The sequence below is a fragment of the Microbulbifer regidiadema (SeqCode) genome (genome assembly GCF_052466995.1).
The window spans coordinates 360,158-386,674 of sequence record NZ_CP174297.1; the positions used below are offsets into that span (position 1 = coordinate 360,158).

Annotated in this window: 21 protein-coding genes and 2 tRNA genes; 16 read left to right on the forward strand and 7 right to left on the reverse strand. The window is 44.6% G+C overall.

The genetic code is table 11. From position 1 onward, the window contains the following. Window positions 1-162: 162 nt before the first annotated feature. Window positions 163-522, reverse strand: a complete 360-nt coding sequence (locus ACJJIK_RS01535; protein WP_444931483.1) for a hypothetical protein — start codon at window positions 520-522, stop codon at window positions 163-165. Between the two features lie 478 nt (window positions 523-1,000). Here ACJJIK_RS01535 and ACJJIK_RS01540 point away from each other — a divergent pair, with 478 nt between their 5' ends. From ACJJIK_RS01540 to ACJJIK_RS01555, 4 genes are all read left to right on the forward strand, one after another. Then, window positions 1,001-1,366, forward strand: a complete 366-nt coding sequence (locus ACJJIK_RS01540; RefSeq protein ID WP_444943975.1) for a hypothetical protein — start codon at window positions 1,001-1,003, stop codon at window positions 1,364-1,366. Window positions 1,367-2,033: 667 nt separating this feature from the next. Continuing rightward, complete coding sequence (locus ACJJIK_RS01545) at window positions 2,034-2,891, forward strand: RbmA family biofilm matrix protein (RefSeq protein ID WP_444943976.1); 858 nt, start codon at window positions 2,034-2,036, stop codon at window positions 2,889-2,891. A 1,634-nt stretch (window positions 2,892-4,525) separates the two neighbouring features. After that, window positions 4,526-5,356, forward strand: a complete 831-nt coding sequence (locus ACJJIK_RS01550) for a glycerophosphodiester phosphodiesterase (RefSeq protein ID WP_444943977.1) — start codon at window positions 4,526-4,528, stop codon at window positions 5,354-5,356. A 417-nt stretch (window positions 5,357-5,773) separates the two neighbouring features. Continuing rightward, a complete protein-coding gene (locus tag ACJJIK_RS01555) occupies window positions 5,774-6,169 on the forward strand; it encodes a universal stress protein (RefSeq protein WP_444931479.1) in 396 nt (131 codons plus the stop codon). Window positions 6,170-6,268: 99 nt separating this feature from the next. On the opposite strand, the gene nhaA is transcribed toward ACJJIK_RS01555, so the two are convergent. Beyond that, window positions 6,269-7,699 (reverse strand): Na+/H+ antiporter NhaA, encoded by a 1,431-nt coding sequence (gene nhaA / locus ACJJIK_RS01560; RefSeq protein WP_444943978.1) that lies wholly within the window; start codon window positions 7,697-7,699, stop codon window positions 6,269-6,271. A gap of 944 nt (window positions 7,700-8,643) precedes the next feature. Here nhaA and cysC point away from each other — a divergent pair. The 10 genes from cysC to ACJJIK_RS01610 all read left to right on the forward strand — a co-directional run bounded on the left by cysC (window position 8,644) and on the right by ACJJIK_RS01610 (window position 18,725). Next, entirely contained in the window at window positions 8,644-9,273 is a 630-nt protein-coding gene (cysC, locus tag ACJJIK_RS01565; RefSeq protein ID WP_444931477.1) for an adenylyl-sulfate kinase, read from the forward strand. A 257-nt stretch (window positions 9,274-9,530) separates the two neighbouring features. Beyond that, window positions 9,531-11,891, forward strand: a complete 2,361-nt coding sequence (locus ACJJIK_RS01570) for a DUF6351 family protein (protein ID WP_444931476.1) — start codon at window positions 9,531-9,533, stop codon at window positions 11,889-11,891. A 99-nt stretch (window positions 11,892-11,990) separates the two neighbouring features. Continuing rightward, window positions 11,991-12,066, forward strand: a tRNA-Val gene (locus ACJJIK_RS01575). A gap of 27 nt (window positions 12,067-12,093) precedes the next feature. Continuing rightward, window positions 12,094-12,170, forward strand: a tRNA-Asp gene (locus ACJJIK_RS01580). Between the two features lie 228 nt (window positions 12,171-12,398). Further along, window positions 12,399-13,424 (forward strand): 1-aminocyclopropane-1-carboxylate deaminase/D-cysteine desulfhydrase, encoded by a 1,026-nt coding sequence (locus ACJJIK_RS01585; protein ID WP_444943979.1) that lies wholly within the window; start codon window positions 12,399-12,401, stop codon window positions 13,422-13,424. A gap of 186 nt (window positions 13,425-13,610) precedes the next feature. Beyond that, window positions 13,611-14,480 carry an NAD(+) kinase gene (locus tag ACJJIK_RS01590; RefSeq protein WP_444931474.1) on the forward strand — a complete coding sequence of 290 codons (870 nt, stop codon included), beginning with the start codon at window positions 13,611-13,613 and terminating at the stop codon, window positions 14,478-14,480. 141 nt (window positions 14,481-14,621) lie between these two features. Continuing rightward, window positions 14,622-15,557 carry a hypothetical protein gene (locus tag ACJJIK_RS01595; protein WP_444931473.1) on the forward strand — a complete coding sequence of 312 codons (936 nt, stop codon included), beginning with the start codon at window positions 14,622-14,624 and terminating at the stop codon, window positions 15,555-15,557. Beyond that, window positions 15,554-17,011 carry a capsular polysaccharide export protein, LipB/KpsS family gene (locus ACJJIK_RS01600; RefSeq protein ID WP_444943980.1) on the forward strand — a complete coding sequence of 486 codons (1,458 nt, stop codon included), beginning with the start codon at window positions 15,554-15,556 and terminating at the stop codon, window positions 17,009-17,011. The genes ACJJIK_RS01595 and ACJJIK_RS01600 overlap by 4 nt, the downstream gene beginning before the upstream one ends. 59 nt (window positions 17,012-17,070) lie before the next feature. Continuing rightward, window positions 17,071-17,742, forward strand: a complete 672-nt coding sequence (locus ACJJIK_RS01605) for a hypothetical protein (RefSeq protein ID WP_444931471.1) — start codon at window positions 17,071-17,073, stop codon at window positions 17,740-17,742. 44 nt (window positions 17,743-17,786) lie between these two features. Next, window positions 17,787-18,725 (forward strand): hypothetical protein, encoded by a 939-nt coding sequence (locus tag ACJJIK_RS01610; RefSeq protein ID WP_444931470.1) that lies wholly within the window; start codon window positions 17,787-17,789, stop codon window positions 18,723-18,725. Window positions 18,726-18,878: 153 nt separating this feature from the next. On the opposite strand, the gene ACJJIK_RS01615 is transcribed toward ACJJIK_RS01610, so the two are convergent. From ACJJIK_RS01615 to ACJJIK_RS01635, 5 genes are all read right to left on the reverse strand, one after another. Further along, the gene (locus ACJJIK_RS01615; protein ID WP_444943981.1) at window positions 18,879-20,051 is read right to left on the reverse strand and encodes a capsular polysaccharide export protein, LipB/KpsS family; all 1,173 of its coding nucleotides are present in this window, start codon (window positions 20,049-20,051) and stop codon (window positions 18,879-18,881) included. A 16-nt stretch (window positions 20,052-20,067) separates the two neighbouring features. Further along, window positions 20,068-21,375 carry a glycosyltransferase gene (locus ACJJIK_RS01620; RefSeq protein WP_444931468.1) on the reverse strand — a complete coding sequence of 436 codons (1,308 nt, stop codon included), beginning with the start codon at window positions 21,373-21,375 and terminating at the stop codon, window positions 20,068-20,070. 50 nt (window positions 21,376-21,425) lie between these two features. After that, window positions 21,426-22,286: a hypothetical protein gene (locus ACJJIK_RS01625; RefSeq protein WP_444931467.1), complete on the reverse strand. Its 861-nt coding sequence runs from the start codon at window positions 22,284-22,286 to the stop codon at window positions 21,426-21,428. Window positions 22,287-22,435: 149 nt separating this feature from the next. Further along, window positions 22,436-23,134 (reverse strand): ABC transporter ATP-binding protein, encoded by a 699-nt coding sequence (locus ACJJIK_RS01630; RefSeq protein ID WP_444931466.1) that lies wholly within the window; start codon window positions 23,132-23,134, stop codon window positions 22,436-22,438. Beyond that, entirely contained in the window at window positions 23,131-23,898 is a 768-nt protein-coding gene (locus ACJJIK_RS01635) for an ABC transporter permease (protein ID WP_444931465.1), read from the reverse strand. The genes ACJJIK_RS01630 and ACJJIK_RS01635 overlap by 4 nt, the downstream gene beginning before the upstream one ends. A 253-nt stretch (window positions 23,899-24,151) precedes the next feature. On the opposite strand from ACJJIK_RS01635, the gene ACJJIK_RS01640 reads away from it, so the two are divergent. Together ACJJIK_RS01640 and ACJJIK_RS01645 are read left to right on the forward strand one after the other, a co-directional pair. After that, window positions 24,152-25,264 carry a glycosyltransferase gene (locus ACJJIK_RS01640; protein ID WP_444943982.1) on the forward strand — a complete coding sequence of 371 codons (1,113 nt, stop codon included), beginning with the start codon at window positions 24,152-24,154 and terminating at the stop codon, window positions 25,262-25,264. Beyond that, window positions 25,264-26,355: a glycosyltransferase family 4 protein gene (locus ACJJIK_RS01645; protein ID WP_444943983.1), complete on the forward strand. Its 1,092-nt coding sequence runs from the start codon at window positions 25,264-25,266 to the stop codon at window positions 26,353-26,355. Before ACJJIK_RS01640 ends, ACJJIK_RS01645 begins: the two co-directional genes overlap by 1 nt. Window positions 26,356-26,517 lie beyond the last annotated feature (162 nt).

The following is a 26,517-nucleotide window of genomic DNA, read 5'->3' on the forward strand; positions in this document are numbered from 1 at the left end:
CAGACTGCTGGGGGTATTGGAAGTGTCCGTAGAGTTAAAAACTGGGCGGTGTCTGTGAGTCTTTTACGTTATCGCAAATCGATTTCGATCAGGGTCTGCATCGCCCAATATCCTACTGAATGATACATCTTGGAGTCGCTATTTAATTTATACTAAGACTAACTAGAAGCCCTCTAAGTGAGAAATTTTTAAATTGGTACCATCTCTTTGTCCCTGCACAGTAACTGAGTAATCAGCTTCTATTTGATTGTTTATTGCATCACCATTTTTAGTGGAAATTAAGGAGGTTTGGTCAATTACTACTTGAACATCAACTGCGGATATGTCGCCGCGTTGAGCCACATTGCCGAGGATTTTGGCACTTAAATTAGCCGCTGTGTCAATCAGTATGGTTTGTTGGTTTCCCAGCCGTTCACCACTGTTCCATCGATCTGTAGCTTTTTGCTCTGCCTGAGGCTGGGTGTCGGCTTGGTGCCGTCTTAGAAAGTCTTCGGTAAAAGTAACTGTATTAATTGCGGGCATCGTTTAGTTTCCTTTCAGATTGAGGTTCAGAATATCGTATACCTGTTATGGGGGGAGTGTTAATCGTGAATTTATTCCCCATCAAAAGCAGTCAAAGGTTGTACTTATGTCTAAAGTTCTAATTGCCCAGCGAATTTTGAATAATGATACAGAGGTGATTGTATTGTTTGAGTCAAGATGATTTTCTAATGAGGTGCATCTGATTTACTATATCCAACATTTGGTGCCCTATGGAGTTTTTAGAGGGGCTTAATATCTCAGATCTAATAGTAGATATGTTTTCAATAATCATCTGTTTTGACAGTTGGCGTTGAGCTTAGTAATCTTTGTAGGGCTCATGCGCGGTTAATATATGCTCCCTTGGGGGTTGTATTTATAAGTTGAATTTGATAATTCATGTATTACGCTTTGGCTTGGCGGGTCGCACAGGTTTGCATTTGATATTAAATTAAGAATTATATGAGTTGGATGCTTATAAATGTCTGCTTCTAGTGGTTCCAGGGGGTGCTTCACCGTTATTATGCGGGTTTGTGTATTTCTCTTGTTGCTAAGTATTATTGTCGATAAATATGGGGAATATGAAGATGATAGGCAAATCAGAGAAAAGTTTGCCAGCGCTAAACTTTCAGACTGGAAATCTGTTAAGGAGGTAGATCGAACGATACTTTCTATTGGTCTTTTCCATGCGGTGGATGGTGTAAGTTTTTCTTTTCTAGGTGCTCGGCAGGAAAGGGATTTTGAAGCTTTAAGGCACTGTCTTGATGATTCCGTGGAGGAGAGAGGCAATGAAAATCGGCTGCTCCTGAAGCAGGTTGCAATTTGTCTTGAGCAAATTAAACGATAAATAACTTTGTGCAAGCAAGGTTGTGATGGAGTAATTAACATTATTCAGATTTTTGTGTGGGTCATCGCTGTTCTGGCGAAAGCAAGGGTGCCCTGTTTTGATTCTGGGTTTTGTTAGAAATGACTGAGTAGAATTTCAGGTGGGTGCAAACCCACGCGGAGCGTGTCTTATGCTCGGAAGAATCTTGAGTACGCCTTAATACCCACTAACTACCTTAATGCTCACATCGGGAAAGCGAAAGCGCTACTTGGTGGGGCAGTGGTTAGGGTTGCTCCTTGTTGTCCCCGTCAAGCTCAAACTTTATCAAGCTGGTAAATTGCTATATGTCAGCGGCCAGTAAAAATTTGGGACGTGGTATGTCTCCATAAATGTTAGTTGCTAATGTAATCATGTTAGCCCCGAGGTCTTTAGCTTGTAACCTACTTGGTACGCTTGCGCGAGAGAAAGTTTTAGAGGGGCAGGGAAGAGTGCAATATAATATTCTGGACGGTTTTAGCCAAGTAACTATGGGCTTAGTTCGATAAGGCTATTTTTCGCAGCCTGGGGGAACTCAGGATGTTCGATAAATGTGGCTTGCCAAGCTGTAAGCCCTACTTTATCGAGATTTGGTGTCATAAGCTGTCCGAAGTATTGTTGTACCTTATGATATATGTAGTGGATTATGATTTTGAAAAAGCTAGCTGTAACCCGCTTGCCATGCGGGGCTGTATTAAAAAATTCTATTGGTGGTTTCACGTTAGTCTGTGTGTCGGCACTGGTTCAGGCTGATACAATAAGTACAAAAATAGATCTAGATGGCCCCTTCCCTTTTAGAATGGAGGATGGAAATAAATATAATGTGAATTTAGATGTTGGCTATCAGTTCGACTCCATTGAAAGAGTTTGTGTTAATGCTGAAGCTAAAGATGGGGATGCTTTCTTGGCAGCTTATAGCGTGATGGGTGAAGATGCTGTTTCTGCTGCGGATCAATTGACGCTTATCAGTTATTCTGTTGAAGATCCAACTCCAGAAAACCCAGATCCTGTTCCGCAGATAGGGAACATTGATCTCTGTGGGGATGGCAATAGCGTATTGGCAAAAAATTTTCTCGATGGGGAGAGTGAGTTTACACTCTACGTGTCTGGCGGTTATGTAGACTTCTGGGATCTGGAGTTGGTTGTTGAGGGTGATGTTTCTGATACTCAGCTGGCAGTTGTACTTGATGAGCCGGCTGAATTTTCGGTTCCCTCCTACGGAGGACGGGTTAATTACGATGCAAGCATTCGTAATTTAGATTCTACGCAATCGCTGCTTACACTGGAGCAGTGGAGCGTGCTCAAATTCCCCAATGGGGATCATTATCCCATTCATAAACCCAGAGACGTTGTATTAAATTACTCTGAGGCAAAGGACTACCCCCGAAACTATCTGAATATACCCGAGTGGTTTGAGGCTGGAGATTACGAATTGACCTGGTATGTAACCAATCCAAGCACCGGGGTTCGAGTGAAAGATAGCTTGTATTTTACTAAAAGCGCTGATTGAGCCTTCTTTTCAGTGTTTTAAGCCTAAGAGCACTGCCGCAAGGTTTGTCGGCCTTGCGCGGTCCTCTAACCTTTGGTTGAAAGAGCTTTTTACTAACTTTCCATATGGCTGAAGCATATCTATGGTCGGGCTATGGCTATCCCTAAGGGAGTCATAAATTGCCGGGCTGCTGGGGCGTTCTTGTGTCCCAGCAGTCCCTCTGGGATTGTAGCTGCGATCGAGAGTACCTATGCGTACTTATGCTCTATCTGAGGCGAGTTGAAAAAAGCCTATATCTGTCAGTGATGACTAAGATATTAAGCACCGTTTTAAATTTAATGGGAAAGGCACCCCCTTGGGCGGCCAATGTTGCGCAAGGCAGGTGGTGCCGGAGAGTGCTGTGTAGGGCAATAAATGATATCGCCATGGGTAAGTCTTGGGTGACTGCTATCGGAGGTGTGTCCACAGTATCTAAGGTGTCTGCGATAGAAGTCAGTCGATGGAAAACCTTAACCTGGGTAGTTGCCCCCAGCTTGCTTGACGCTAACACTGCGAGTGCAGCAACTGGCGATATTGCCGGTTTAAACCGATAGGTTAGTGGGGAGATTTTGGAGAGCGGAAGGTTGAGTATATTGTACCAGTTTCACAATCTAGGTGGTTCGATAGTTCAGATTGGAGCTTGAGGCGGCAGCTTGCAGAAGATTCTGAGGCCAACGGCTGACCGATAATGGTCTTTGAGATTTCTTACTGGCTTGAAAGGCGCTGCTCTTGGCAACAATTCTGGCGACAAAGGGTGAATGCAGTTCTGTAGAGGCGACCCCAGTGACCTCCTCTTTCTTGGGCAGTTTACTTTTTATACCATAGTATTTTCATATGGGCTGCTGTCGCAAGGCTTCCTGTTCACTTTTAGGCCGGGTATATCCTGAGACTTTAGGACCGCCGCCATCTTCCAGTGCTGGCAATACGGATAGATCTACACCTATCTGCTAATTGTATTTTGTGCGTCTAGTCCCTAAGCGTTGATATTGCGGATCGCGCCTCCCTACGCTTGGGCCTGTAATAAGGTTTCACATGAGTTGGTGGGGGCCAATCTTGCATACAGCTTTCCTGTAGTGCTCCCCAACTCATAAAGATCATATCTTGCCTTTGCACTTCGGAACGATAGGGTTTTGTTAAGCTCTACCGCCAGAGGCGGCGCTTTATGATGTGTTGGTCAATGAAATGGGTGGCGATACTTACCTATTTTGTGTGTTAGTACCAACTATTTGCTTATGGCATATTGTTTAAATTTGATAGGGGCGTTTAGGATGGTGTGCCGATTAAATTTCACTTGGCTAGATACGAGGCGGGCTAATTCTATAGAGTGGCGTCGATGAAAAGGCGAGCAGTCAGCTCGGGAGGTGTTCTACAAGCAAAAATTTCCCGACTATCAGTGGTGGAAATTATTTAATTAGATTTGTTTCGATTGCAATGATAGAAAGAGGAGGTTTTTATGCTGGTTGGCTCCCTTTTCTTTTAGTGGTGGGATTGGAAATCTAGATTAAGTATTTGTTAAGAGAATTCTTAATGTTAGATGTGTGATAGCAAGCTGGGTTTGGTTGGTTTTTTTATTTCTGGATGAATAGTTACCCCCTATTAACAAAGGAAATCCCTCAATGAAAAACATGCTTAAGGTTGTTGTCTGTGTACTTGTTTCAGTGGTTGCTTATAGTCAGGTGTGGGCCATCGATATCCTTGCTCACAGGGGTGCATCAGGTGAGTATCCCCAGGGCACCGCTATAGCCTTTGATAAAGCTCTGGAGCAGGGTGCTGATATCTTGGAGCTGGATATACATCTGTCTAAAGACCATAACATTATTATCAATCATGATGCGGATCTAAAAGAAAATGTGGGGATCTCCGATAAAATTGAGGATCTGACGCTGGGGGAGATCAAGGCTCTGGATGCCGGGTATGAATTTACACTTGATAGTGGCATTAGCTATCCTTTTCGGAATCAGGGGCATACATTATTAACGCTGAATGAATTGTTTGAGCGCTATCCTAATGCCATATTTAACATTGAGATTAAGCCAAATGACAAAACATTATCAGAAATACTTTGGCAGGTGATAGTTGATTACCGAATGGAGCAGCAGGTGACTGTGGCTAGTCAGCATAATAAGGCGATGGGGCATTTTCGTGATATTAGTGGGGGAGAGGTGAGAACCAGCGCAACCGTTGGCGAACTTGTAGAGGCTAGCCTTGCCTGGAGCTCTGGTTTTGGTTGGGCCTTCAATCCTGATTTTGATGTTGCCCAATTGCCGTACGGTATCACAACTAAGCCTTATGTGCGCTTTTTTCAAGGTAAAGGAGTTGCGGTTGACCTTTGGACCGTTAATGATATAGAGGATATTGAGCGCAGTATTTCACTTGGTGTGGATGGTATCATTGGCGATTACCCCAGTCGAATTTATCAAGCCCTTGAGGATGCTGGTGATCGTTAGCTTTCGTGATTCAGTTGCCAAGTAAAATTTCTAGGTGCATAAAAATAACCTTGCTGAGGTGATATGTTCTACTGGATAGATGATTGAGAAGAAGTCTTTTAGGTCAGCTTTTTGCTGGCCTTTTTGTTAGATTTTTACTTTTGTAAGGGAACTCATGGTGCCCCTCTGGGCCTTGAAGGTCACAGGTATTGGGTGCGTCTTAGTGTAGAGCGCTCTCGCAGAGATATTATGAGGCTAATTGTAGCTGCCTAGGGGGCTTTTGAAGCCTGGGTACAAGCTGATTTTCTCAATTTTTTAATCTGTCGCTTCCGCTTGTGTCGCTAAGATGGTAAAACTATTAAGCAATGTTGGAGTAGGGATGTTTTCGGTTTTCATTTAATTTTTTAGGTTTCTAGTGTGGAAACTATGGGGGATCGTATGTACGGGACTGTCCTTTGCGCTATAGAGGCATCTCAAGAGGGTAGGTTTGTATTATCTAAGGCTGTAGAGCTATCCAGGAAATTTGATAGCAAGCTAATAGTTTTAAATGTGTTGCCTTACAGTTTCTTACCCAAGGATTATCAGCGAGAACTAAAGGAAAGCGCCATTCCAAAATTTGATGAGATTACTGCGGATTTTGGGATTGCTAAAAAAAATCGGGCACTTAAAGTCGGCAAACCCTATGAAGTTATCTGCAAAGAGGCTGAAAAAAGGGAGGTGGATTTGATCGTGCTGGGCACTCATTCCAAGAAGGGGTTGGGCTCTCTTATTGGCTCTACAGCGAATAGCATAGTGAACTATGCGCACTGCGATGTAACTTTGGTTAGAATTTAGCCTGAGGGTTAGGCTGTTATCTACACCATGTGATTCTTACAGGACTTTCATTAAGCCGGGCAGCTATAAACTGCCCGGCTTACTATTGACCGTTGAAAATTAGCTAGAGGCAGGTTGGGTCGGATACTCTGAATCCTTGCTCTCTGCTGTAGTCTCTTCTGCTGCGGGTGCGCTGCGCAATACAAGGAAGCCCGCTGTACCAGCGATAACTGACGCTAACAGAATGCCTGCTTTGGCCTGGATAAGCAGTTCATTTTGTGTGCTGAATGCAAGTTCGGCAATAAAAATGGACATGGTAAATCCAATGCCTGCAAGTAAGGCTACACCGACAATGTGCCGGAAATTTGCCGATTTGGGTAGCTGGCCCCAGCCCAACTTCCAGCCGATCCAGGTCGCACCTACAATGCCGAGTAATTTCCCAACGACTAAGCCGAAAATAACCCCAAGGGTAACTGGGTTAAACACGGCTTCAGAGCTATTGAAGCTGGCGACTGGAATCCCCGCATTGGCCAAGGCAAAGATTGGTATTACCACAAACCCTACGGGGATATGCAGTCGGGTTTCCATGCGCTGGAGGGGGGACTGAGCCAGGTTGACACCGTTGCTCAAACCCATCACGCGAGCTCTTAGATCATCGTTGGCGATAATCTTGTCGCCGGGGCGGAAACAGCGGTCAAAGCTGCGAATAATGTCTTTAACGAAGGTGCTAAATGCTACAGGGTCGTACTTCGGCTTGGCCGGCAGGGCCATAGCAGTAATAACTCCCGCGAGTGTGGCGTGAACGCCTGCGGAGTGGAGTCCGTACCACAGCAGCCCACCAACGGAGACATAGGCCGCAGATCGGCGAATGCCTGCGGCATTAAGCAGGCCCAGTACCACAACGAGGCAGCCTGATAGGATGAGAGCCGTCATATTGACTTGCTCTGTATACCAGATCGCAATAACAAGAATGGCACCCAGGTCGTCGACAATGGCCAGTGCGACCAGGAAAGTGACGACTGTGCGTGGCACTCGGTTGCCCAGTAGCGCAATACAGCCCACAGCAAAGGCAATATCTGTCGCCATGGGGATACCCCAGCCAGGCCCGGCTTCGCTGCCTGCATTTAGGGAGCTGTAAAGCAGGGCTGGCACCACCATACCACCAATAGCCGCCATCACTGGCAGTACTGCCTGGCGAAGATCTGAGAGTTCTCCTACGAGAAACTCTCGTTTCAGCTCCAGACCCACCAAAAAGAAAAAGATGGCCATTAGGCCGTCATTGATCCAGTGGTGTAGAGAAAGGGAGAGCATCCATTCCCCGGCACCGATTGCAATAGGCATATGAAGCAGATGCTTGTAGGCTTCCTGCAGGGGAGAGTTGGCGACAATTAGTGCGATTAGCGCAGAGAGCATTAGTAATATGCCACTGCTGCTTTGTCGGTGAATAAACTCTTCAAAAGGAGTGACCAGGCGACCGAATGCCTCCTCCAGTGGGGCTTCAAAAATCTTTCCTTTGCGAATTTTAAATCTATTTAAAACCCCTTTATTCATTGGCAAATATCCTCTTTCCTAAATAAGCCCTACGAAGTATAGGGCTATCTCTTTTAAATTTAGGCTGAAAGGTTACCATGAATCCTGTATTTCTACCTAGATTAAAGCGTGTCATTCTGTAATTGCCTGTAAGAGTATTGATAGGCAAAGCCCGTATAATTGGCAGGGAAACTTTGCTGAAAATTTTATGGGGTTAGAAACTTTATTATCTAAATCTAGACGCTGTTTTTATCGGTAAGTGACACCGGTAGACCCCTTAAATTAGTGATTTTTTATTGTTTTGGGAGTCTAGATTTTTCTAGCCGTAAAAAGAACTTTAAGTCGGTTTGTGGCGAGGGTAAATCTAACCTCCGAAAGTGCCTTTTGCTGAAGATGGGAGAGACTGTATTGCCGCACTGGATTTCCTATTTGGTGATTTTGCTGTTGGCCGATCAGGGGTAGGTGGTGAAATTCCTCCTTTATTTTTTCTTTTTTTACTTTTAAACGATAGGTGCGGGTTAACTTTTCAGGGCGGATGTTGTGAGTAGCGTAGATCTTCTACGCTCGCTGCAAGCTAAATAAATCACTCACTCTCAAAGCTTAGAGACGATTTATTTCAACTCCTACCACCTGGTATATTTGGTATTAAAAATCTGTACTGCCACTTGTCTTTTATATGTAGATTGGCACTTAAGCGGGGGTGAGCTGAATTGAACTCCACTCCATAGGGGAGGGTAGCTTCGGTCTTTTATCCGGCGAGTTGTCTGGCAATAAGTAATGAACCTTTATTGCTTATGCACACAGAACTTTGAACTGGGTAGACATGTTCTAACAAGGGGCTTTACGCTTACGGCTCAAATGCTCGATAATTGGCGGCCATATCGCAGATTGATGCCAATGCTTACTGTAATAAAACGCCTTAGGCCTGCGACGTTGGGAACAATATTCAAAACTTGGAGTGATCAGTGACGACTACAGTTGAGCAAAAAGCGACCAATGTTCATTGGCATGAGGGTGATGTCACCCGTGAAAACCGGGCGAGTATCCTCGGTCACAAAGGTGTGACCCTTTGGTTCACTGGTCTGTCAGGTTCCGGCAAGAGTACTGTGGCCGTTGCTGTAGAGAAGGCGCTGGCTGCCCGTGGCGTGCTTAGCTACCGTCTTGATGGCGATAATATTCGCCTGGGTATCAACTCGAACCTTGGCTTCTCCGCAGAGGACCGCCAAGAAAATATCCGCCGTGTAGGCGAGATTTCCAAGCTGTTTGCTGATACCGGTGTGGTTGTTCTATCTAGCTTTATCAGCCCATACCGCGAAGATCGCGATATAGTCAGAAAAATGCACGAAGCGGGCGACCTTCCTTATATGGAGGTGTTTGTAGACTGCCCGTTGGATGAAGCCGAGGCGCGCGACCCTAAAGGTCTGTACAAGAAAGCCCGTGCCGGTGAAATCAAAGGGTTCACCGGCATTGATGACCCCTATGAGGCGCCAGTTTCACCGGAACTGCACTTGAATACCGCTGAAATGACCCTTGAGGAGGAGGTGGAGGTGATCCTTTCCACCCTTAAGGAAAAAGGTATTATCGCCAAAGATTAAGCGATAGACCTCAGGAAAAGGGAGATCACTAGATCTCCCTTTTTTGTTGCCCCTAAAAAATTTGTGCTGCCGCGCAATTCTCTATAGCTTCGGCTTCTCTTTAGAGGGCCCCTGGATAGCTTTGAAAGTTCTACCGGGGGGTATCAAGTTGCCCAAAGACCCCTTAAGTGCCTCTCGACGCCAACTGTCAGTAGCCCGGTATATCCGCTCATATACTCAAATTGTACAGATCGTGATATTTGCCGGTGGAGGCGCTTATGTCTGCAAGGATGGGCTGGGTACTCTCTATTTCGCTCTTTCTCCTGGTCGGTTTGGTGGCGGCAGCTTGGTATGGGTATAGCCAGCTACCAAAAGTTCATGGGAGTGTAGAGGCTCCAGTTCTGGGAATCCCGGAAGGGGTATTGGATTATAAGCCAACCCCAGCCTACTCCGGCCCCCACCCTAGAATGATGTCACGCCCGCCTGAATACTTTCCTTTTCCCGTTGGGATAGGTGAGGTCGGGCCGGTGGAGACGCTGTTTAGCGGCCCATCCCGCTACCCCCTCTATTGTGGGGAAAATAACATCACCAATAAGCAGCCCCTGGTCGATAACCAGAAAGGGGAGGGGGTGCCAGTCTTCGCCCTGAATGAAAAGGGGCGGAAGACAAAAGAGGTGATCGGATATAGTCGGGATTGCAGCCACGCCACAGAAGTGACCTATTTTTATCGCAGTAATGTCGATGGTCAGTTCCACTATCTACATGAAGCCAGAAGTGATATCGACAAGGTGACCGTAAATGGAAAGTCGGTGGATTTTATTATTCGCGTAGAGACAGGAACGATTAACCGCCACTTTTATGCGATAGCGGTATTAAAGGGAGAGGGGGAGTCGGCAGCCAGGCCAAGCGGCAGCAACTGGAATAAGCGGTTAATTTATCAGTTTCGCGGTGGTGTAGGCATTGGAGGGCGCCAGGGAAAGATCAATAAAGGCGATATTACCACGCGGCGCATGGATGAGCTTGCCCGGGGTTACGCTGTTGTCTATTCGACCGCCAATCAAACTAGAAATCACTACAATATGTGGCTGGCGGAAGACACGGCCCGACGCGTTAAAAAGCAGTTTGAATCGCTGTATGGGGAGCCGATGTATACCGTTGGTATTGGCGGATCGGGTGGCGCGATCCAGCAGTATTTGTTTGCACAGAATGCTCCCGGTCTCTTGGATGCGGCGATACCTCTCTACTCTTACCCGGACATGGTGTCTCAAACGATTTATGCTTTCGATTGTGAACCATTAGAGTATTTCTTTGACATTGTGGACAGTGCCAATCAGCGCTGGAAAAGGGCGGAGGAGCGCACCGTTATCCAGGGGCTGGCCGCCAGTGAAAATGGCTCCAGTAGATTTGGAATGCTCAGATTTTTTGCCGGTATCTTTGATAGCCGCTATCGAAATGGCATTCAGGGGAGCACTGAGTGCGTGGAGGGCTGGAGGGGCTTGGTTCCACTGGTCAACAATCCGAATTTCGTTCACTTTGCCAAGAGTTTTGCCGCAGAGGTTATCCCAAAGGTACATTGGACACACTGGGAAGACCTTCGCCAATTTTATGGGGCAAATGCCTCAGGGTATGCGAATAGCGCCTGGGACAACGAGGGAGTGCAGTACGGCCTGAAATCCCTCGTGAGTGGTGAAATAAATATTGATACCTTCTTACGCCTTAACGCTGCTGTAGGTGGCTGGAAAGCGCCAGAAGATCAAAGTCAGGAGCAGTTGTGGTTTATGAACGGGAGTATGTTTCCTGTTCGATTGTCCCTTTGGAGCGAGCAAAACCTCAATATGGGAACACTGTTAAACCCGGCAAAGCGCAGTCGGGCAAGCCTGGAGGCAATCAATGGAATATATCGCTCCGGGCATGTTTTCCTTGGAGATGTAGAGATCCCCATCATTGATTTGCGCCACTACCTGGATAAAGAGCCGGATATGCATCACAGCTCTGCCTCCTTCTCTGCCCGCGAACGTATCCGGCGGGCCCGCGGGCATGCGGACAATCAATTGATATGGATGAGTGACAAGGACTATAACCCACTGCACGAGGCCCTGGACCTTATCGACCGCTGGGTGCAGAACATCGTTAAGAATCCGGCTAAGGGAGTGGTGGAAAATCGCCCCGACGACGCCAGGGACCGCTGCTTCGACAAAGAGGGGAATTTACTGGCATCTGGGGATGATGTCTGGAATGGCCTCTGGAATAGCCGGGCTCCCGGCAAGTGCATGCGGGTGTATCCGATCCACAGTACATCGAGGCAGCTGGCGGGAGCCCCAGTGACCGATGATATCTTTAAGTGCGCACTGCAACCGGTTGAGTTGGCCCTGGCCAAGGGTGTCTATGGCCCGTTTACCGAGGAAATTTCCAGCCGTGTGGTGGATCTCAAGAGGATCTTCCCCACTGGGGTGTGTAATTACAACGAGCAGGACCTTGCCCGGCCAAAGGAGCAGCTGATTCCCAGAGAGATACCGGTGAAAATTGCGGGGCACCTGCTCGACCCGGACTACAGGCAAGGGAAGGTGCTACAGGGGGCAAATGCTGAGGGGGTGAGAGGCGCTCCTGTATCTTTACCCCGCGAATCGAGCGGAAATTGATCATATAGGATTTTTGGCGCGAAAATTGTTGACAGAAAATTACAATCGGGTAATATTCACCTCGCTCAAGGGGGCACGGCCTCTAAGAAAAAGAGCATCGGGTGGTTAGCTCAGTTGGGAGAGCGACGGCCTTACAAGCCGTAGGTCACAGGTTCGACCCCTGTACCACCCACCAACTTCCCAAAGGGAAGTTTACTACCGAGGACCGGTAGTTCAGTTGGTTAGAATGCCGGCCTGTCACGCCGGAGGTCGCGGGTTCGAGTCCCGTCCGGTCCGCCAGACACAAAAAAGCCCTCACTTGTGAGGGCTTTTTTGTGTCTGTTATTTGAAGTAAAGCCTTTAACTTTCCTTGCTAGTCGCACTTCTTCATCTTTGAGCCGGTCTGTATTGGATAATGTCGGTCTTACACCTACCTTAGTCCCACTGAATTAATTATCTACTTGAGGGGGAGGCTAAAGCGAACTCTTGGGCTCTAGGGGGCATCGTTTGAAGGTATAGCTGTGCCTGGTGGAGGGTATTATTATTGCGAGTTATCTTATCTGCGGTGGAGGGGGGGAGATGCTGCTTGGCGCGTTAGACCAGTTGGATTTAGGTAGCTTTATTGGTGCGGCAAAAAGTGTCCCATACGAAAGAGTGGGGGGGGGAGTCTTTCCCGAAGTTGAGGTGTGGATTAGAAGGGATGACTTGATAGACCCTCTCATTTCTGGGAATAAAGCATATAAGCTCTTTTACAACCTGATTGAGGCGAGAAGGCGGGGTGCTAGTACGCTAGTTACCTGTGGCGGCGCTTGGTCAAATCATATTCATGCGGTAGCGGCTGCGGGGAGCAGATTTGGTTATCGTACGGTTGGGGTAATTCGGGGTGAAAAGCCTCCAAAGCTTAGCGCTACATTGTCAGATGCTGAGCGGATGGGAATGGTTTTACATTTTGTTAGTAGGATGGAGTATCGGAAGCGAGGGGAAAAGGATTTCTTTAGCCGGCTCGATCTACAGGCGGGGGAGAGTTACTTTATCCCTGAGGGGGGAGGTAACCTGTTGGGGGTTGAGGGTATACAGTTGCTTGGGGAAGTGATTGAAGACACTATGCCCGTTAAGTTTGACCAGATATGGGTGGCCTGTGGGACTGGCGCTACTTTTGCTGGGCTATCGCTAACCATGGACAGGGTTCGTGTTATCGGGGTGGAGGTTTTAAAGGCGGGTGATAGTATTCTTAGGGGGGTGTGTGAGTGGGGCTCCCGCCTCAGGTGTGCGAATAAGCTGCTGGATGTAGCGCGGGTTGATTACCGTACGGCGCTTAGAGAGTCTTTGATTGGGGGGTACCATTGCGGGGGGTATGCTAGGTACCCTGATTGGTTGAGGAGCTTTCATTTTGATTTTGAAGCAGAAACAGGTATCCCGCTTGACCCCGTCTATATGGTCAAGGTTTTTAATGGGCTTTCTGATAGGATCTCTAAGGGGGAGATTCCTATTGGTAGTCGCATCCTTGTACTCCATTCTGGAGGCTTACAAGGGCGACGCGCTTACATTAAGTAAGAGGGGTTATTTTGGCCCAAAAATTAGTAGGAGATAGCGTTTTTGGCGTACAAAGGCTACATGATTCGACTCAGTGTACTCTCTTCGGCATAATGGCGGCCCTTCTTGGGATGCTACTTTGCCGATAGTGGTTGTGTCTCGGTAGGGTTCATCAGTGGGTAAATGACAGTGAGCTGAGAGGTATTGGTGTCAGAATTTCAAAGTATAGGCCTGATAGGGCGGACTGAAAGTGACAATGCGGTCATTTCCTTGAGGCGCCTGATGGCCTTCCTTGAGGCTGAGGGATACTCTGTTGTACTTGAAGTTGATACTGCAAATGCTGTAGCTAATCACTGCACCCGTACCTCTTCTAAGGATAAGCTTGGCGAGCAGTGTGATCTTGTTATCGTTGTAGGGGGCGATGGTAGTTTGCTCGCGGCAGCTCGCGCCCTAGCGAAGTTTAGTGTCCCATTACTAGGTATTAATAGGGGGCGCCTCGGCTTTCTCACAGATATTACTCCTGACCAAGTGGAGCAAAAAGTTGGTGAGGTATTGTCCGGCAAGTACATGGCAGAAAGTAGGTTCTTGCTAGATATGTCTGTTTATCGTAGTGGGAGATTGATAGGGAGGGGGGCAGCCTTAAATGATGTTGTGTTGCACCCTGGCGAATTTATTCGAATGATAGAGTTCGATCTATTCATTGATGGCCAGTTTGTCTATACGCAACGATCAGACGGTCTAATTATCTCTACCCCTACTGGATCAACTGCGTATGCCCTATCTGGTGGCGGCCCTATTATGCATCCAAAATTAGATGCAATTGTTTTGGTCCCTCTCAATCCTCATACACTTAGTAGTCGCCCAATAGTGGTAGAGGGGAGTAGTGAATTTAAGCTTATTGTAGGGGATCAAAATATTGCTAATCCATATGTAACTTGTGATGGGCACGATCAAATAATAACTGAGCCAGGTGATATCATACGAATACATAAAAAGCCGCATCGCCTTACACTAATCCACCCTATAGATCACAATTTTTATGAAACATGTAGGTCTAAACTAGGCTGGCTTAGCTAGCGGTTAAGCTGTAAAGGGTATAGCGTGTATCAAGCATGGTGAAGTATTTAATTAATGATTTCTACTCTTACTGCTATTCAGCTTGCGAGTTGAAAAATGAAAATTAAATTTAGTTAGGCTTTTACACGTAAAGTAGAGGTTATGGGAAAAATGATTATAGTTAATCATGTCATGTCTAGTGACATGTATAGTGCAATTTTTGATGCAATATTGGGGTATTTTGACAACCTAAAATCAAAAGGGTTTAGGCATATAATAACTACTGAACCTGATCCAAGTGCAGATGTTTATCATTTTCATAGACCTAATTTAGCAGATAATATTCCAGAAAATTCTATATGTACCGTTCATCATGATTTGAATGATGAAGATTCATGGCTTGACAAGATGAGTTTTGTGCGGGCATATGAGAAATGTAAATTCGTGGTTTGCTTGAATTCTCAGCAGTCGCAAACCTTGAACGATTTTCATGGTATCTCGCATACAGTGGTTATTCCGCACGGTGTAAATAAACCATTGTTTGATCGTTTTACAGCAAGCGAAAAGCGCCTAGCTGCCCCAAAAAAATATACCCTTGGGGTTATATCAAAGCGCTATGGACGCATGGTCAAAGGGGAGTATCGACTATATGAGCTGGCAAAGCGTTTATCTCCCGAACTATTTGACTTTGTACTTGTCGGCGCTGGCCGCCTGATGGATGCCAATTTTTTGCAGCGGAGAGGCTTTGATGCTTTATGCTACTCATACCTTCCGTATAATTTAATGCCGCAAATTTATGCTGAATTAGATGGATTGCTAATGCTATCTAATTTTGAGGGAGGGCCTGCGAACCTACCTGAGGCTATTTATACAAAAACGCCAATTTTCTCTACGCCTGTAGGAATGGCTGTAGATTTCATTGATGCAGATAAAAGCTTGAATGGAGTTTTCTTGGAGGAGGGTTTTGATGGTATGGCTCATCAAATAAATAGATATTTTATCGAGGGGGTGGGAGCGGTTAGCTTCACCGATATTCCGGATTGGAGTGATATTGTGGGCCAGCATGAAAGCTTGTACTTGAGGGTTGCGAAAAAATGAGACCAGATGTTCTGATTTCAGATAAACTGCATATACATAAAAGAAACTTTTTTAGTCTTTTTAAATTCCTGGAGTCAAGTAATATTGCTTACAGAGAGTTTTCTGAGTATGATGAGTTGCGTAACAATACGCTTGAGACTTACTGCTCTTCTGAAAAACTTAGTAAGTATGACGATATTTTGCACAGTGATATTGACGTTAAGTTGTATAACCTTAAACATTGTGGAGTGTCAGTGTTTGAGATTGCTCGTGCGGAGTTGTTGAGTCACCTTGTATATAAAGGGTTAACCAGTTTTTCCTTTTCCAGCACAAGAGAGTTATTTGATTATCTTTATTCCGGATTTTTGGATGAGATGCTGGCGGCTTATCGAGTGGCTATGTTTTGGCTGGATGTCTGGCGGGAAGAGCTGTTAGAGAGTAACTATAAGTTCGCGATAATATTTTCTGGGTCTTCGATTTCGGCTAAGGCGTTACTTTATCTATGTAGATTTAATTCAACGGAGCCGCTCCTGGCCGAGGGGTTCTTCACGGGTAAGCATTATTATTTGGAAAATAAGTATGAGCCAATTGCTAACAACTCGGACTTGAGGTTTGCCTCTCTAAGCTTCAATCCTGAAGTTGATTTTCCTAGGTGGCCCAAGACCTGTGAATATATTTCTTCAGTAGGAGTTTTCAATAAGAACGTAAAGCAGCCAAAGGAAAAGTGCGATCTGCCTTTTGATAATTATTTATTGCTTACTTGTCAGGTTGTGAATGACTACTCTCTAATCGATTCTAGTAGGAAGCTTGTTTCAAGTGTTGAGTTGTATAAGAGGATTATTAAAGAGGTCGTTGAGGAAACTAATTTTAACCTGATAGTCAAGGTGCACCCTTGGGAAAGAAATAAAACAGAGAGCCGCTCCCCGGTTACGTTTGATGCACTAAGTCAGTATTTAGAAGGGTTTAATCCTCAGCAATCAAAAAGGGTTTTCCTGACAGAGGATAGCAACCTTTCACATTTGATCTCAAACTCTATTACTACAATGACCCTATGCTCACAATCGGGTTTGGAGGCATGCTTTTTAGGGAAGAAACCGATTACAATAGGGGGAGCCTTTTACTCAAATAAAGGGTTTACCTATGATGTCGAGTCACCAGTGATGCTGGGTGAGTTGCTGAATAATAATTTTGATAGCGAGTTAACTCTGATAGAGTTTAATAAATATATTGCATTTATGAATCACAGTTTATGTGATCATTTGGTTCGGAGCGATTGCGATGTGTTTAATCGACTCCCTGTAATATTGGCTGGGTGTAAAGCGACTTCTCAAGTTGGTGGCGTCGGAGTAGGCACCTTTAAATACGAGATGGAGCAGGCTTTTCTCAAGAGAAATCTACTTAAGGCAGTTGAAAACCCCTCCCAATTGGTTCGGGATTTTATGGTTATTTGTAGTCGGATAGGTCAAAAAGCTTGATTGGGTAGTGATAAGCCAATATTTTTGTTTGAACTTTATTTATCTGTAGGTGGTAAAAAATGAAAAAGAAGTTTCATATTTCATGTTGTGGCCGTAGTGGCAGCAAATATGTCGCAGCAGCTCTAAGGAATATGGGTTTTGCTGTTCTTCATGAGATGGGTGATGATTGGCCTTTCCCCAAAGAAAGAGGGATTAAATACATTGCGCAGAATAGAAATATATTTAGAAACTATGACGGAATTGTTGGTTGGAAGTGGTCTCTATTGACTCCTCGATATGCAGAATCATTTAATTTACAGTTCCATATGGTTAGGAATCCAATTTCTGCAATTGAGTCCGCTACAACCCATGCCGATTCACTATTCACCCAAGTTGAAAGGCATCTAGGCAAGGCTGATTTTCTTACTGGCGATGAGCCTATTGAGTTGGTGAGGCTTGGGCGGGCTATCAACTATTGGTTGAGATACAACTCTGAATTCGCTCAGGGTAAGCCAATACTTAAGGTGGAGGATTTTTCAATTGCAGGTTCAACTTTTGTAACCTTTTGCGAAATGGTTGGTGGCTCAAAAATGGCTGGTGAGTTGTTGGACTTTTTGCCAAAAGATGTTAATGCCAGAAAAGATGCAAAAAGGAGGGTTTCCTTATCTTGGGAGAAGTTGGATGAGCATTTCCCTCAGCAGGCGAGCTTGGTTCGGGGTATGGCTGAAAAATATGGCTACTCAGTAGAGTAAAAATATTTTGAGTGGTTATATTTCCCTATCTTCCTGAGGCTTAAATGGGAAAAGTTATCATACATATAGGTAGTCCGAAAACTGGGACTACCTCTATTCAGAGATTTATGTCTGAAAATGCTAAGACATTAACCAAATTTGGTATTTTGTATCCTGATGTTGGGCATGACGAATCATGTGGGCATACTTCATTTAGAAAGGCTTTGTTAAGTAAGCCTACACAAGCTATTGTTAACAATAAACACGAGTATAGTGCTATTTTTGAGCAGCTTGAGGATGATGTATCTTGCCTCCTTTCTACGGAGCTTTTGTGGACGATAAATCCGGAAAGGCTGTTATCGGTATTCCCCTTTTTAGCTAATCATGAGGTTATAGTTGTTTGTTACTTGAGGAATCAAATTTCAATGATTCACTCTCATATAAAGCAAAAAATTAAGAGCGGGAGAGATATAGGTAGTCTCTCGGTTTTTTTTGCAGCAAACTATCAACACTATGACTATTATGAAAAGCTTAGCAGGTGGGAATCGGTATTTGGTAAGGGTAGTGTGCAGGCATATGCTTACGAACTTGAGTCTTCTGTATCTATTGTTGATAGCTTTCTCAAAAAAGTTGTCGTAAAAAATAGAAGTGCGTCTAGTGAAGTAAGTCACGATGACGGGCTTAATGCTTTTACTTCAAGTGAAGGGATGTCAATGATGGATTATAGGAACAAATCCTTATCTGAGGAAATTGTTGCACTGATTCAGGCTATTAATAGTTCAGGTTATTCTGAGGAGGCTAAGTTTAAACTACGAAGTCTATTGATTTCTTGCGGGGATAATTTTAACGAAATTCCTGGTTTCAAAAGCGAAATATTTGATGAGGAAACTCAGTCCCTTATAAGTAAGTATTATAAGTCAAGTAACGAGGCTTTGTTGAACTCCTTTTTTAGTTGCGGGTATGCGAAAAAAGATTTAATTTCAGCGGGCTGGGTATTTAACTAACTTTTTCTTGTAAGTTCTTTAGGTGGATAGCGGTGAAGATTTGATCTGCCAGTTGCAGATTATTGTAGTGTGCTCTGTCAGATCGGCTTCACTTGTAGGTTTTCATGTTTTAGCTTTTTAGTGCCCCCCCCCTATTGTGTGTGCTTGTAGTGCTTACTTTCTGCTTAACCTCCTCCTTAAAGACAAGTATAGTTTTGCAGTTAGTATAGATGATCTGCTATATGGTGAGGGTACGGCTGTTTGGTTAGCTGATCTGTTAAAGGTGGGAATACTTTTCTGTTTTTTTAATAAAAAATACAGCAAGGCATCGCTTTCATGTTTTGAACTTTTGCTACCACTTAACTTTAAAGGGGTGTCAATTTTTTGCTTGGGAATGGCCATAGAAGAATCAAACAATCCATTTCCAAGTGCGTATGTTGGTTTGTTGTAGATTAGGCTTTCCAATAGTACAGTACTATTAATACCTATGACTGCGCTGCATTCGGCCAGGAGTTTGCAAATAGGCGTCTCACTATCAAATGTGACTCTACCAGGGATGTTTTTTGTTTCTAGTTCTGGGATGACGGGATGAATGGGGTGTGGTCTTATTATAATCTTCTGTTTTTCATCTGTATTGTTGATTACCCACTCTATAAATTTGGCCATAGTTTTAAAGGGGGAGAACATCGTAATGTTGGTATCTGTTTCCAGCTGAAGCGGAACAAATATATAACCAGAGTCCTTAATCGCATATCTACCACGTTGAATGTGGTATTTTTTCTTCCAGTGGTTTAGGGTCTCTCTCTCTTTGGCTGAAATTGAGGGGGGGCATGTAAGGGCGATTGAACTCTCTGCATTAACCCCTTTGCTGTCTTGATAATAGGTCCCTTTTTGGGGAAACCAGCCGGCTTCGATGTAGCAGTATTTTTGTTTGGGATTTAACTCTTTTGTTAAAGAGATGAAATCTTGCTGGTAATGTACGAGCCCATTCCATAGGGTAATTAGATCTGGGTTGTACCCAGTGATAATATCTTTATATGCGGATTTTCTATATTTCTGTATTTTTTTTAGGGTTGCTCTGGGGGAGCTTTTAAAGAGTTTTCTTAGTGCCTTATTCCTTGGGAGGGCAAAAAAAGGAATGCCTGAATCGGCAATTATGGATTTTATGATGTTTATGCAGCAAATGCTGTGAGGATTATTCTGGGCGTTTCGAAAAAGAAGTTGAATCTCCTCCTCAACTATGAGGAAAACTTGATTGCCATTTTTTATTTCTTGTTGTGCGATAGCGCATATCTGCTCTGCCCGCAGGATGTCCGGCATTGGCTCATAAAAAAGTATTTTTTTCATAAACTTTTATTGGATTTTAATGATTGTTTTTCAGGGTTGTGCTAAGGGTGGGCTTTAGGGGTGAATAGATATTGCAGGTCTTCTCTGAGACCTCTGCTATAGAAAGAGGTTTTACTGGAGGCGCAAAGGAAGATGGGTTGCTTAGAAAGCTTTGGATAAGATGAGCTAGTGATCTTGAATCATTCATTGGGAATGTTAGCTTGGTTTCCAGTAGTTCAGCGCAGCCTGGACTGTTGCTAGAGATTGTTGGTATTCCTCTTGCGCCGGCCTCAAGCAGAACTTGAGGTTGGTTTTCAGGGCTGGTACTGGGTATTACTAGTAGATCCAGGGAGTCAAGGAAAGAGATAGTGGCCTTTTCATTGGCTTCTCCTGCATACTCTATATTGACGTTACTCTTAAATAACAAACTGGCATAGTCTTTGTCATGTATTTTTCCTGCGACACTCAATATAACGTTTTTGCATGCAAGTTGAGATATTGCCTCTACAAGTATGTGTACCCCTTTGTGCGGTGCAATTGCACCTAAAAATCCAATTTTAGTAAAAAATTTTTTCTCTTTCCTTTCAGGGGGGGGAGGCAGGAACCAGTCGGAGGAAAGTCCTGTTGGTAGGTAGGTGGCATTTTTAATTTTAAAGAAATCTTCTAGGCGAGACTTCCCGGTTTTGGAAAGACAGATAACCTTTTCGGCGTTACTTAAAATTTGCTGGAGAAGCTTATTCCTTTTAGGCCATTTGGTAATTCCGCCAAACTTAAAGAGGTTGTTACTGAGGACGGCACCTTGGGTTAAAGTTTTGAGTCCATTTCTTGTTGATAGCTCCCTAATGACTTTGTTTGGGTGTGTTGAGGCAATGCACTTTAAGCACTCGGTTGATTTTCTGAAGCCTGAGCAAAACCTACCATTACTTAAGGTTAAGGTATGTTTGGGGCATAACCACCAAAAATCAGTAACTGTAATGAAGTAAGGTAGCTGAAGAGCTCTTGCTGCTATTAGTGCATTAACGCCAATGTGGGCTGGATTAACCATGTGAATGATATCGGGTTGAATTTCACCTAGCAGATTTTTGTAATAATTTACAGATGCTCCGTCAAGAGTGCTCCATCCTTTTGTGGGAATCTTAACTAGTGTGGTTTTGCCTGCTGGCTCCACGTTGTGTGTATGTGTATTCTTTTTCTCTGGGTCGCCAGCTGCGATTATAATCTCATAACCTATATCGGTAAGTCCATTTGCTATATTCTTTATATACCTTTCTGTACCTTGGGTATAGCCCGGCCCATACTGCATTGTAAAAAATAGAATACGTTTAGTTTTGCAAGTATTAGCCATTGCTGCGGGTCTCTGGGAGAATTGGTATGTAAATCAATTTCTTACCATCATTATGGTCGAGTATTTCCAGAATTCTGGACATTCTTAAGCGCAAGCTTCTTCTTCAGTTGATTAACTTTCTTTTTTTGATGTATTGAAAACTCAAGTAGGAGTTGCTGTGATTTACCGATGATCAATGACTCTCCTGGCGCAAAACTGGCCGATAGCTTTTTCTTCGCGGGAGGAGGGCAATTAAATTCTCTGCTAATTCGTTTAAATATGATGTTTGATATAGCTAAAGCCATGTGCCTTTTAAGGCGGCTAGTAACAGGTCGCTTCATCGCTTGCCCATATTTTTGGGTCATTATCTCAGAGAATTGATGCCTTATAGAGGGGCGTTTGGTGGCTGCAAAAGAGGACATTGTGAAGATTGTATATATATCGGGAGTTATATTTTTTTTGCGAGGGGTTTGTTTTAAATTTTCAGTCTGTGAAGAAAGGCCCAGCGTGCTCATAAAATCTGACACTAAACTTCCATCTACCCACTGAGACTCACAGTAGGGGCGTACATATAGATTTTCTTTGCCAAATACTTTTGCCCACCTAAATACGAATAGAGGTTTCAGTCCAGAAATGTAAACCCAGGAATTAAATATTGCTGGAAGCCATTTTAATTTTCGATATAGGCGAAAGAAATCAACCGTTGATTTGCAGCTTTTGAGCTGCTGCATGGCGCCTGACTCTAGATATTCGTCAGACTTTCTTATATATGCAATTATTTTGACCTCGTGATCATGTAGCCAATTTTTGAGTTGTAGAATATCTGCTTCGCTAATCCCGCAAAGCATTTCAGAACTAAGAATTATACTCTCACTAGAACCTTTCAATTGTTGCTCAAAAGTCTGCCAGCCCGGCCCTTTCTTTCCTGACAAGAGTTCTCTCGCTAGAACTTCCTGATGTGGTGATCTTTCCAGTTGGGGGTAGAGTATCCCGGACCTCCTTAGCGCTTTTCGGCTTCTGGACAAAGTGTCTTGAATAGACGTGGTTCCGGTTTTATCTGATCCTATGTGGACATATATCTTCATGTGGATTCAGTCTCTAAAGAGTAACAATCTAATACATGTTGAGTAGGGCCGAGCATCTTTACTTTACCCTGATCAATCCAGAGGACGCGGTCACAAAATTTCTTTAAAGTTCGAATTGAGTGGGATACCAAAACAACAGTCTGATCAGAACTAACTCGCTTTTTTAGCTCCTGGGATGACCTTTCTTTAAACTTTTTATCTCCAACTCCCAGGATTTCATCCAATAATAAAATCTCAGGGTTGGTGCGAATTGCAATTGAAAAGCCAAGCCGAGCCCTTTCCCCCGCAGAATAGGTTCCCACAGGTTGGTTCATTAGGTGTGTTATCTCTCCAAACTGCGCAATTTCTGTAACTAAAGACTTTGCGACGCTAATGGGTTTACCCTGCGTAACTAAAGCCATTACAGTATTATCGTAGCCGCTTAGGTTTTTATTAAAACCCAGGTTTAGAGATAGTAGTTGAGATCTCAATCCTTTGGATCGAGAAATATGGCCCTTGTCAGGTTTGATGATGCCTGCTAGAAGTTTCAGAAGAGTTGATTTCCCTGCTCCATTGCGACCAATCACACCAAGAGTTTCACCCTTGAATAGCTCAAAATTAAGGTTTTCAAGGACATATTCCTTCTTGGAGAAGGGAGTTAAACGCCTACGAAAGCCGACGCCAACCCCATTGAAGGTGAGTACTTTATCTTTCATATGAGCCTCCTTGGGTAATGCTTATCAAATTTTTGTAAAATCCCAAATCCCAAGAGGAAGAACACTGCGGCGAAGCAATATGGGTATATAAGATCTGCGCTATCTAAATTTTCACCGCGTATAATGATGGCGCGATAGCTATCAAAGATGCTGACAAAGGGATTGAAGTGTAAAATTTCTTGAATTGCTTCTGGGCGGCTGTTGATATCAAAAAATATACCAGAGGTAAATAAGATGGTTGTCATTCCGAGGCCAATAATGTGCTTCGTATCTGGAACCAGGGGTACAATGGCAGCTGCCATAAAGCTAAGCCCCAAGGTGATAAATAGCTGACAAGCTACAATTGGCAACAAAAATACCCAGTTCAGACTCGGGTTAAAGCCGCTAAGTATAAAAAACAAACATAAAAGCGGAAAGACAATTGAAAAGCGCAAAAGTATGGATAGGTTTACAATAGTTGGGAATATCCACTTAGGTAGATAGAACTGATTAAGAATACCCTTGTTGCTACTAATCGAGGTTCCGCTACCAGTTATTGCAGAGGATGTCCACTTGAAAGGAATGAGTGCACACAGCAAGAAATAGAGAAAGTCTGCACCTTTACCGCCACCTTTAAGCCCTGTAGAAAAGGCAACAAAAAAAAGTGCAGCCAAAAGGATGGGTTCAAGCACCCACCAAAGTGACCCGAGGTAGGAGTTTTCGGAGTCAGCTTTGAGCGCCCCAATACCACGTATCCAAATAATACTTAAATAATTTTTTAACATCTAAAGAATAGCTCGTTCTTTCAGAGTGTCCCAGGGGTAGAAATCTAATAGTTTTGTCAGCATGTATAGCGCGCTGCTGTTGTCATATCAGAGTTCCATTGTTAATCTTGGAAGAATGTAAAAATATACAATATTTTGTTTAAAAACAGTAGCCTACAGGTGTAAGTTATAGCTTGCGGGTTGGTGTTGGTTGGGTGGTCATGATTTATGGCGGTGATCTGTGGGTAGACTTATAGAAGCTAGGGGGGATGAGTTGGAAGCCTCAACTAAAATACTGCAGTGCTACCGTACATTTTTTCCGGAAAGTCAAGGGGGGGTGGAGCAGGTTATTCTGGAGATTGCTCGTAGAACAGAGGGTGAGGTTTTAACCCTGTCACAGACACCTTGTGAGCAGTCGATATATTCAGGTGTAAAATACAGTGCCGCCAAAAGGTGGCTTTCTATTGCCTCCTGCTGCGTTGGCCCAGGCTTATTACTGCGTCTCCTCAAAAGATCTCCCGATATCCTCCATTTCCACTTTCCGTGGCCATTTGGGGATATCAGTTACTTGCTGGCTGGCCGCTCGCGCCCTCTAGTCATTACTTATCACTCTGATATTGTTCGGCAGCGCTTCTTGGGGGCGATTTATAGGCCTTTAATGAGGTATTTTCTCAGTCGTGCTGATCGAATTATCGCCACTTCTCAGGCATATGCAGATACTAGTGCCGTGCTATCCAACTATCGAGAGAAGGTTGAAGTAATTCCGTTAGGCATATCTGAGGGGGACTACCCCCTCTTAAACCACCAAACGCTTGATTCAGTCGAGTCGCGATTTGGCCGTGATTTCATGCTGTTCGTAGGTGTTCTTCGGTACTACAAGGGGTTGGACTACCTGATTAAGGCAGCAGCTGGCCAGGCATATAACGTTGTTATTGCTGGGAAGGGGCCAGAGATGGAGCGCTTGAGAGCTCTGTCCCAGGGATTGGGCGCTGACAATATTATCTTTGCGGGGTTCGTTAGTGATGAGGAAAAAGTAGCGCTTATGTCGCTATGTCGAGCAGTAGTTTTTCCCTCTCATCTACGCTCAGAGGCCTTTGGAGTTACCTTGATAGAAGGGTTGATGAATGGGAAGCCGCTAGTATCTTGTGAGATTGGGACTGGAACGAGTTATGTGAACTCAGATGGTGAAACTGGCTATGTGGTTAGGCCTGCTGACCCGGACTCCTTGCGTGAAGCTATGGATAAACTATGGCATGAGCCAGAGAGGGCTGTAGAGATGGGGCGGGCTGGGCGCCGTCGCTTTGAAGCGTTGTTTACCGCAGAAAAGATGGTTTCCTCTTATCAGCGGCTGTATCAGGATGTTCTCGAGCAGAGGGCGGGGGTCTAATGGCCAGGATCGCTGTTGATGCACGCCCACTTTCTGAGGCGACAACGGGGATAGGTCGCTATACCCGAGCGCTGTTCGATCGTATGTGTGAGAGTGAACATCATTGGTACCTCTATAGCCATAAGCCACTCATAGGGAACCTCCCAAACACAGGCAATATTACTGTTAGGTGTGGTAACGTTAGCTGGGGGAGCCTTAGCTCTCCATTTGCACAGGTAGTATTTCCGCTCTGGGCTAGGCTTGATCGTATTGATGTGTTCTGGTCCCCTCGCCATCACTTGCCTCTTTTTTTGCCTTTACGTACCTTCAAGGTGGTTACGATACATGATCTGGTATGGCAAAAATTCCCGCAAACTATGTCGCGCCTGGGTCTACAGCTCGAGCGCTGGTTAATGCCTCCATCATTGCGCTTGGCTGATAATGTGATTGCTGTGTCAGAGAGTACTGGAGGAGAAGTTTTAGATTCTTTCAGTTGCTCTAGGGGGAAGGTTGTTGTCATTCCCGAGGCCCCATTTCTAGATTCCTACTCCTCTATAGCCACTCGAGGGGATTATTTTCTATTTGTAGGTACTCTTGAGCCGCGTAAGAATTTGCGGCGTCTGCTAGAGGCATACTGCCAATATACGATGCTTGTAGAAGAAGCTTTGCCTCTGAAGTTGTGCGGAGGTAAAGGGTGGGGAGGGGTGAAGGTTGAGGAGGTTATTGAGGAGCTGGGACTTGGGGGGCGAGTTGAGGTTTTAGGATATGTTGACGATAGCCAGCTCCCAGCTCTTTACAATAATGCTAGAGCATTGTTAATCCCTTCTCTCTATGAGGGCTTTGGGCTTCCGATTGTCGAAGCCTTTAGCCAGGGTACGCCCGTCTTGACCTCGAATTCCGGAGCAATGCAGGAGGTTGCGGGTGAGGCCGCGCTCCTGGTAGACCCTTTAGATGTTGAGGGAATGGCTAAGGCTCTAGTCAGGCTAACATCTGATTGCTCACTGGTAGAGAGTTTGCAGAAAAATGCTCTTACAAGGCTGGATAAGTTCTGCTGGGCTAAGTCCTCGGCTAAAACGTTAGCTGTGCTTGAGGGTTCCTATCAAAAGGGGTGAGATACTCATTGCGTCCTAATGATTTTCTTATTTTGGGTTTATTTTCCCCTTTTTTGCTCTGTTTTGGTTTTTTGTTGTGTTAGCTGTATAAAAATATCTATAACTTAACTCCACATTTTTATGTGGTGACAGCTCACAGAAAGCTTGAAATTGCGCTATCAA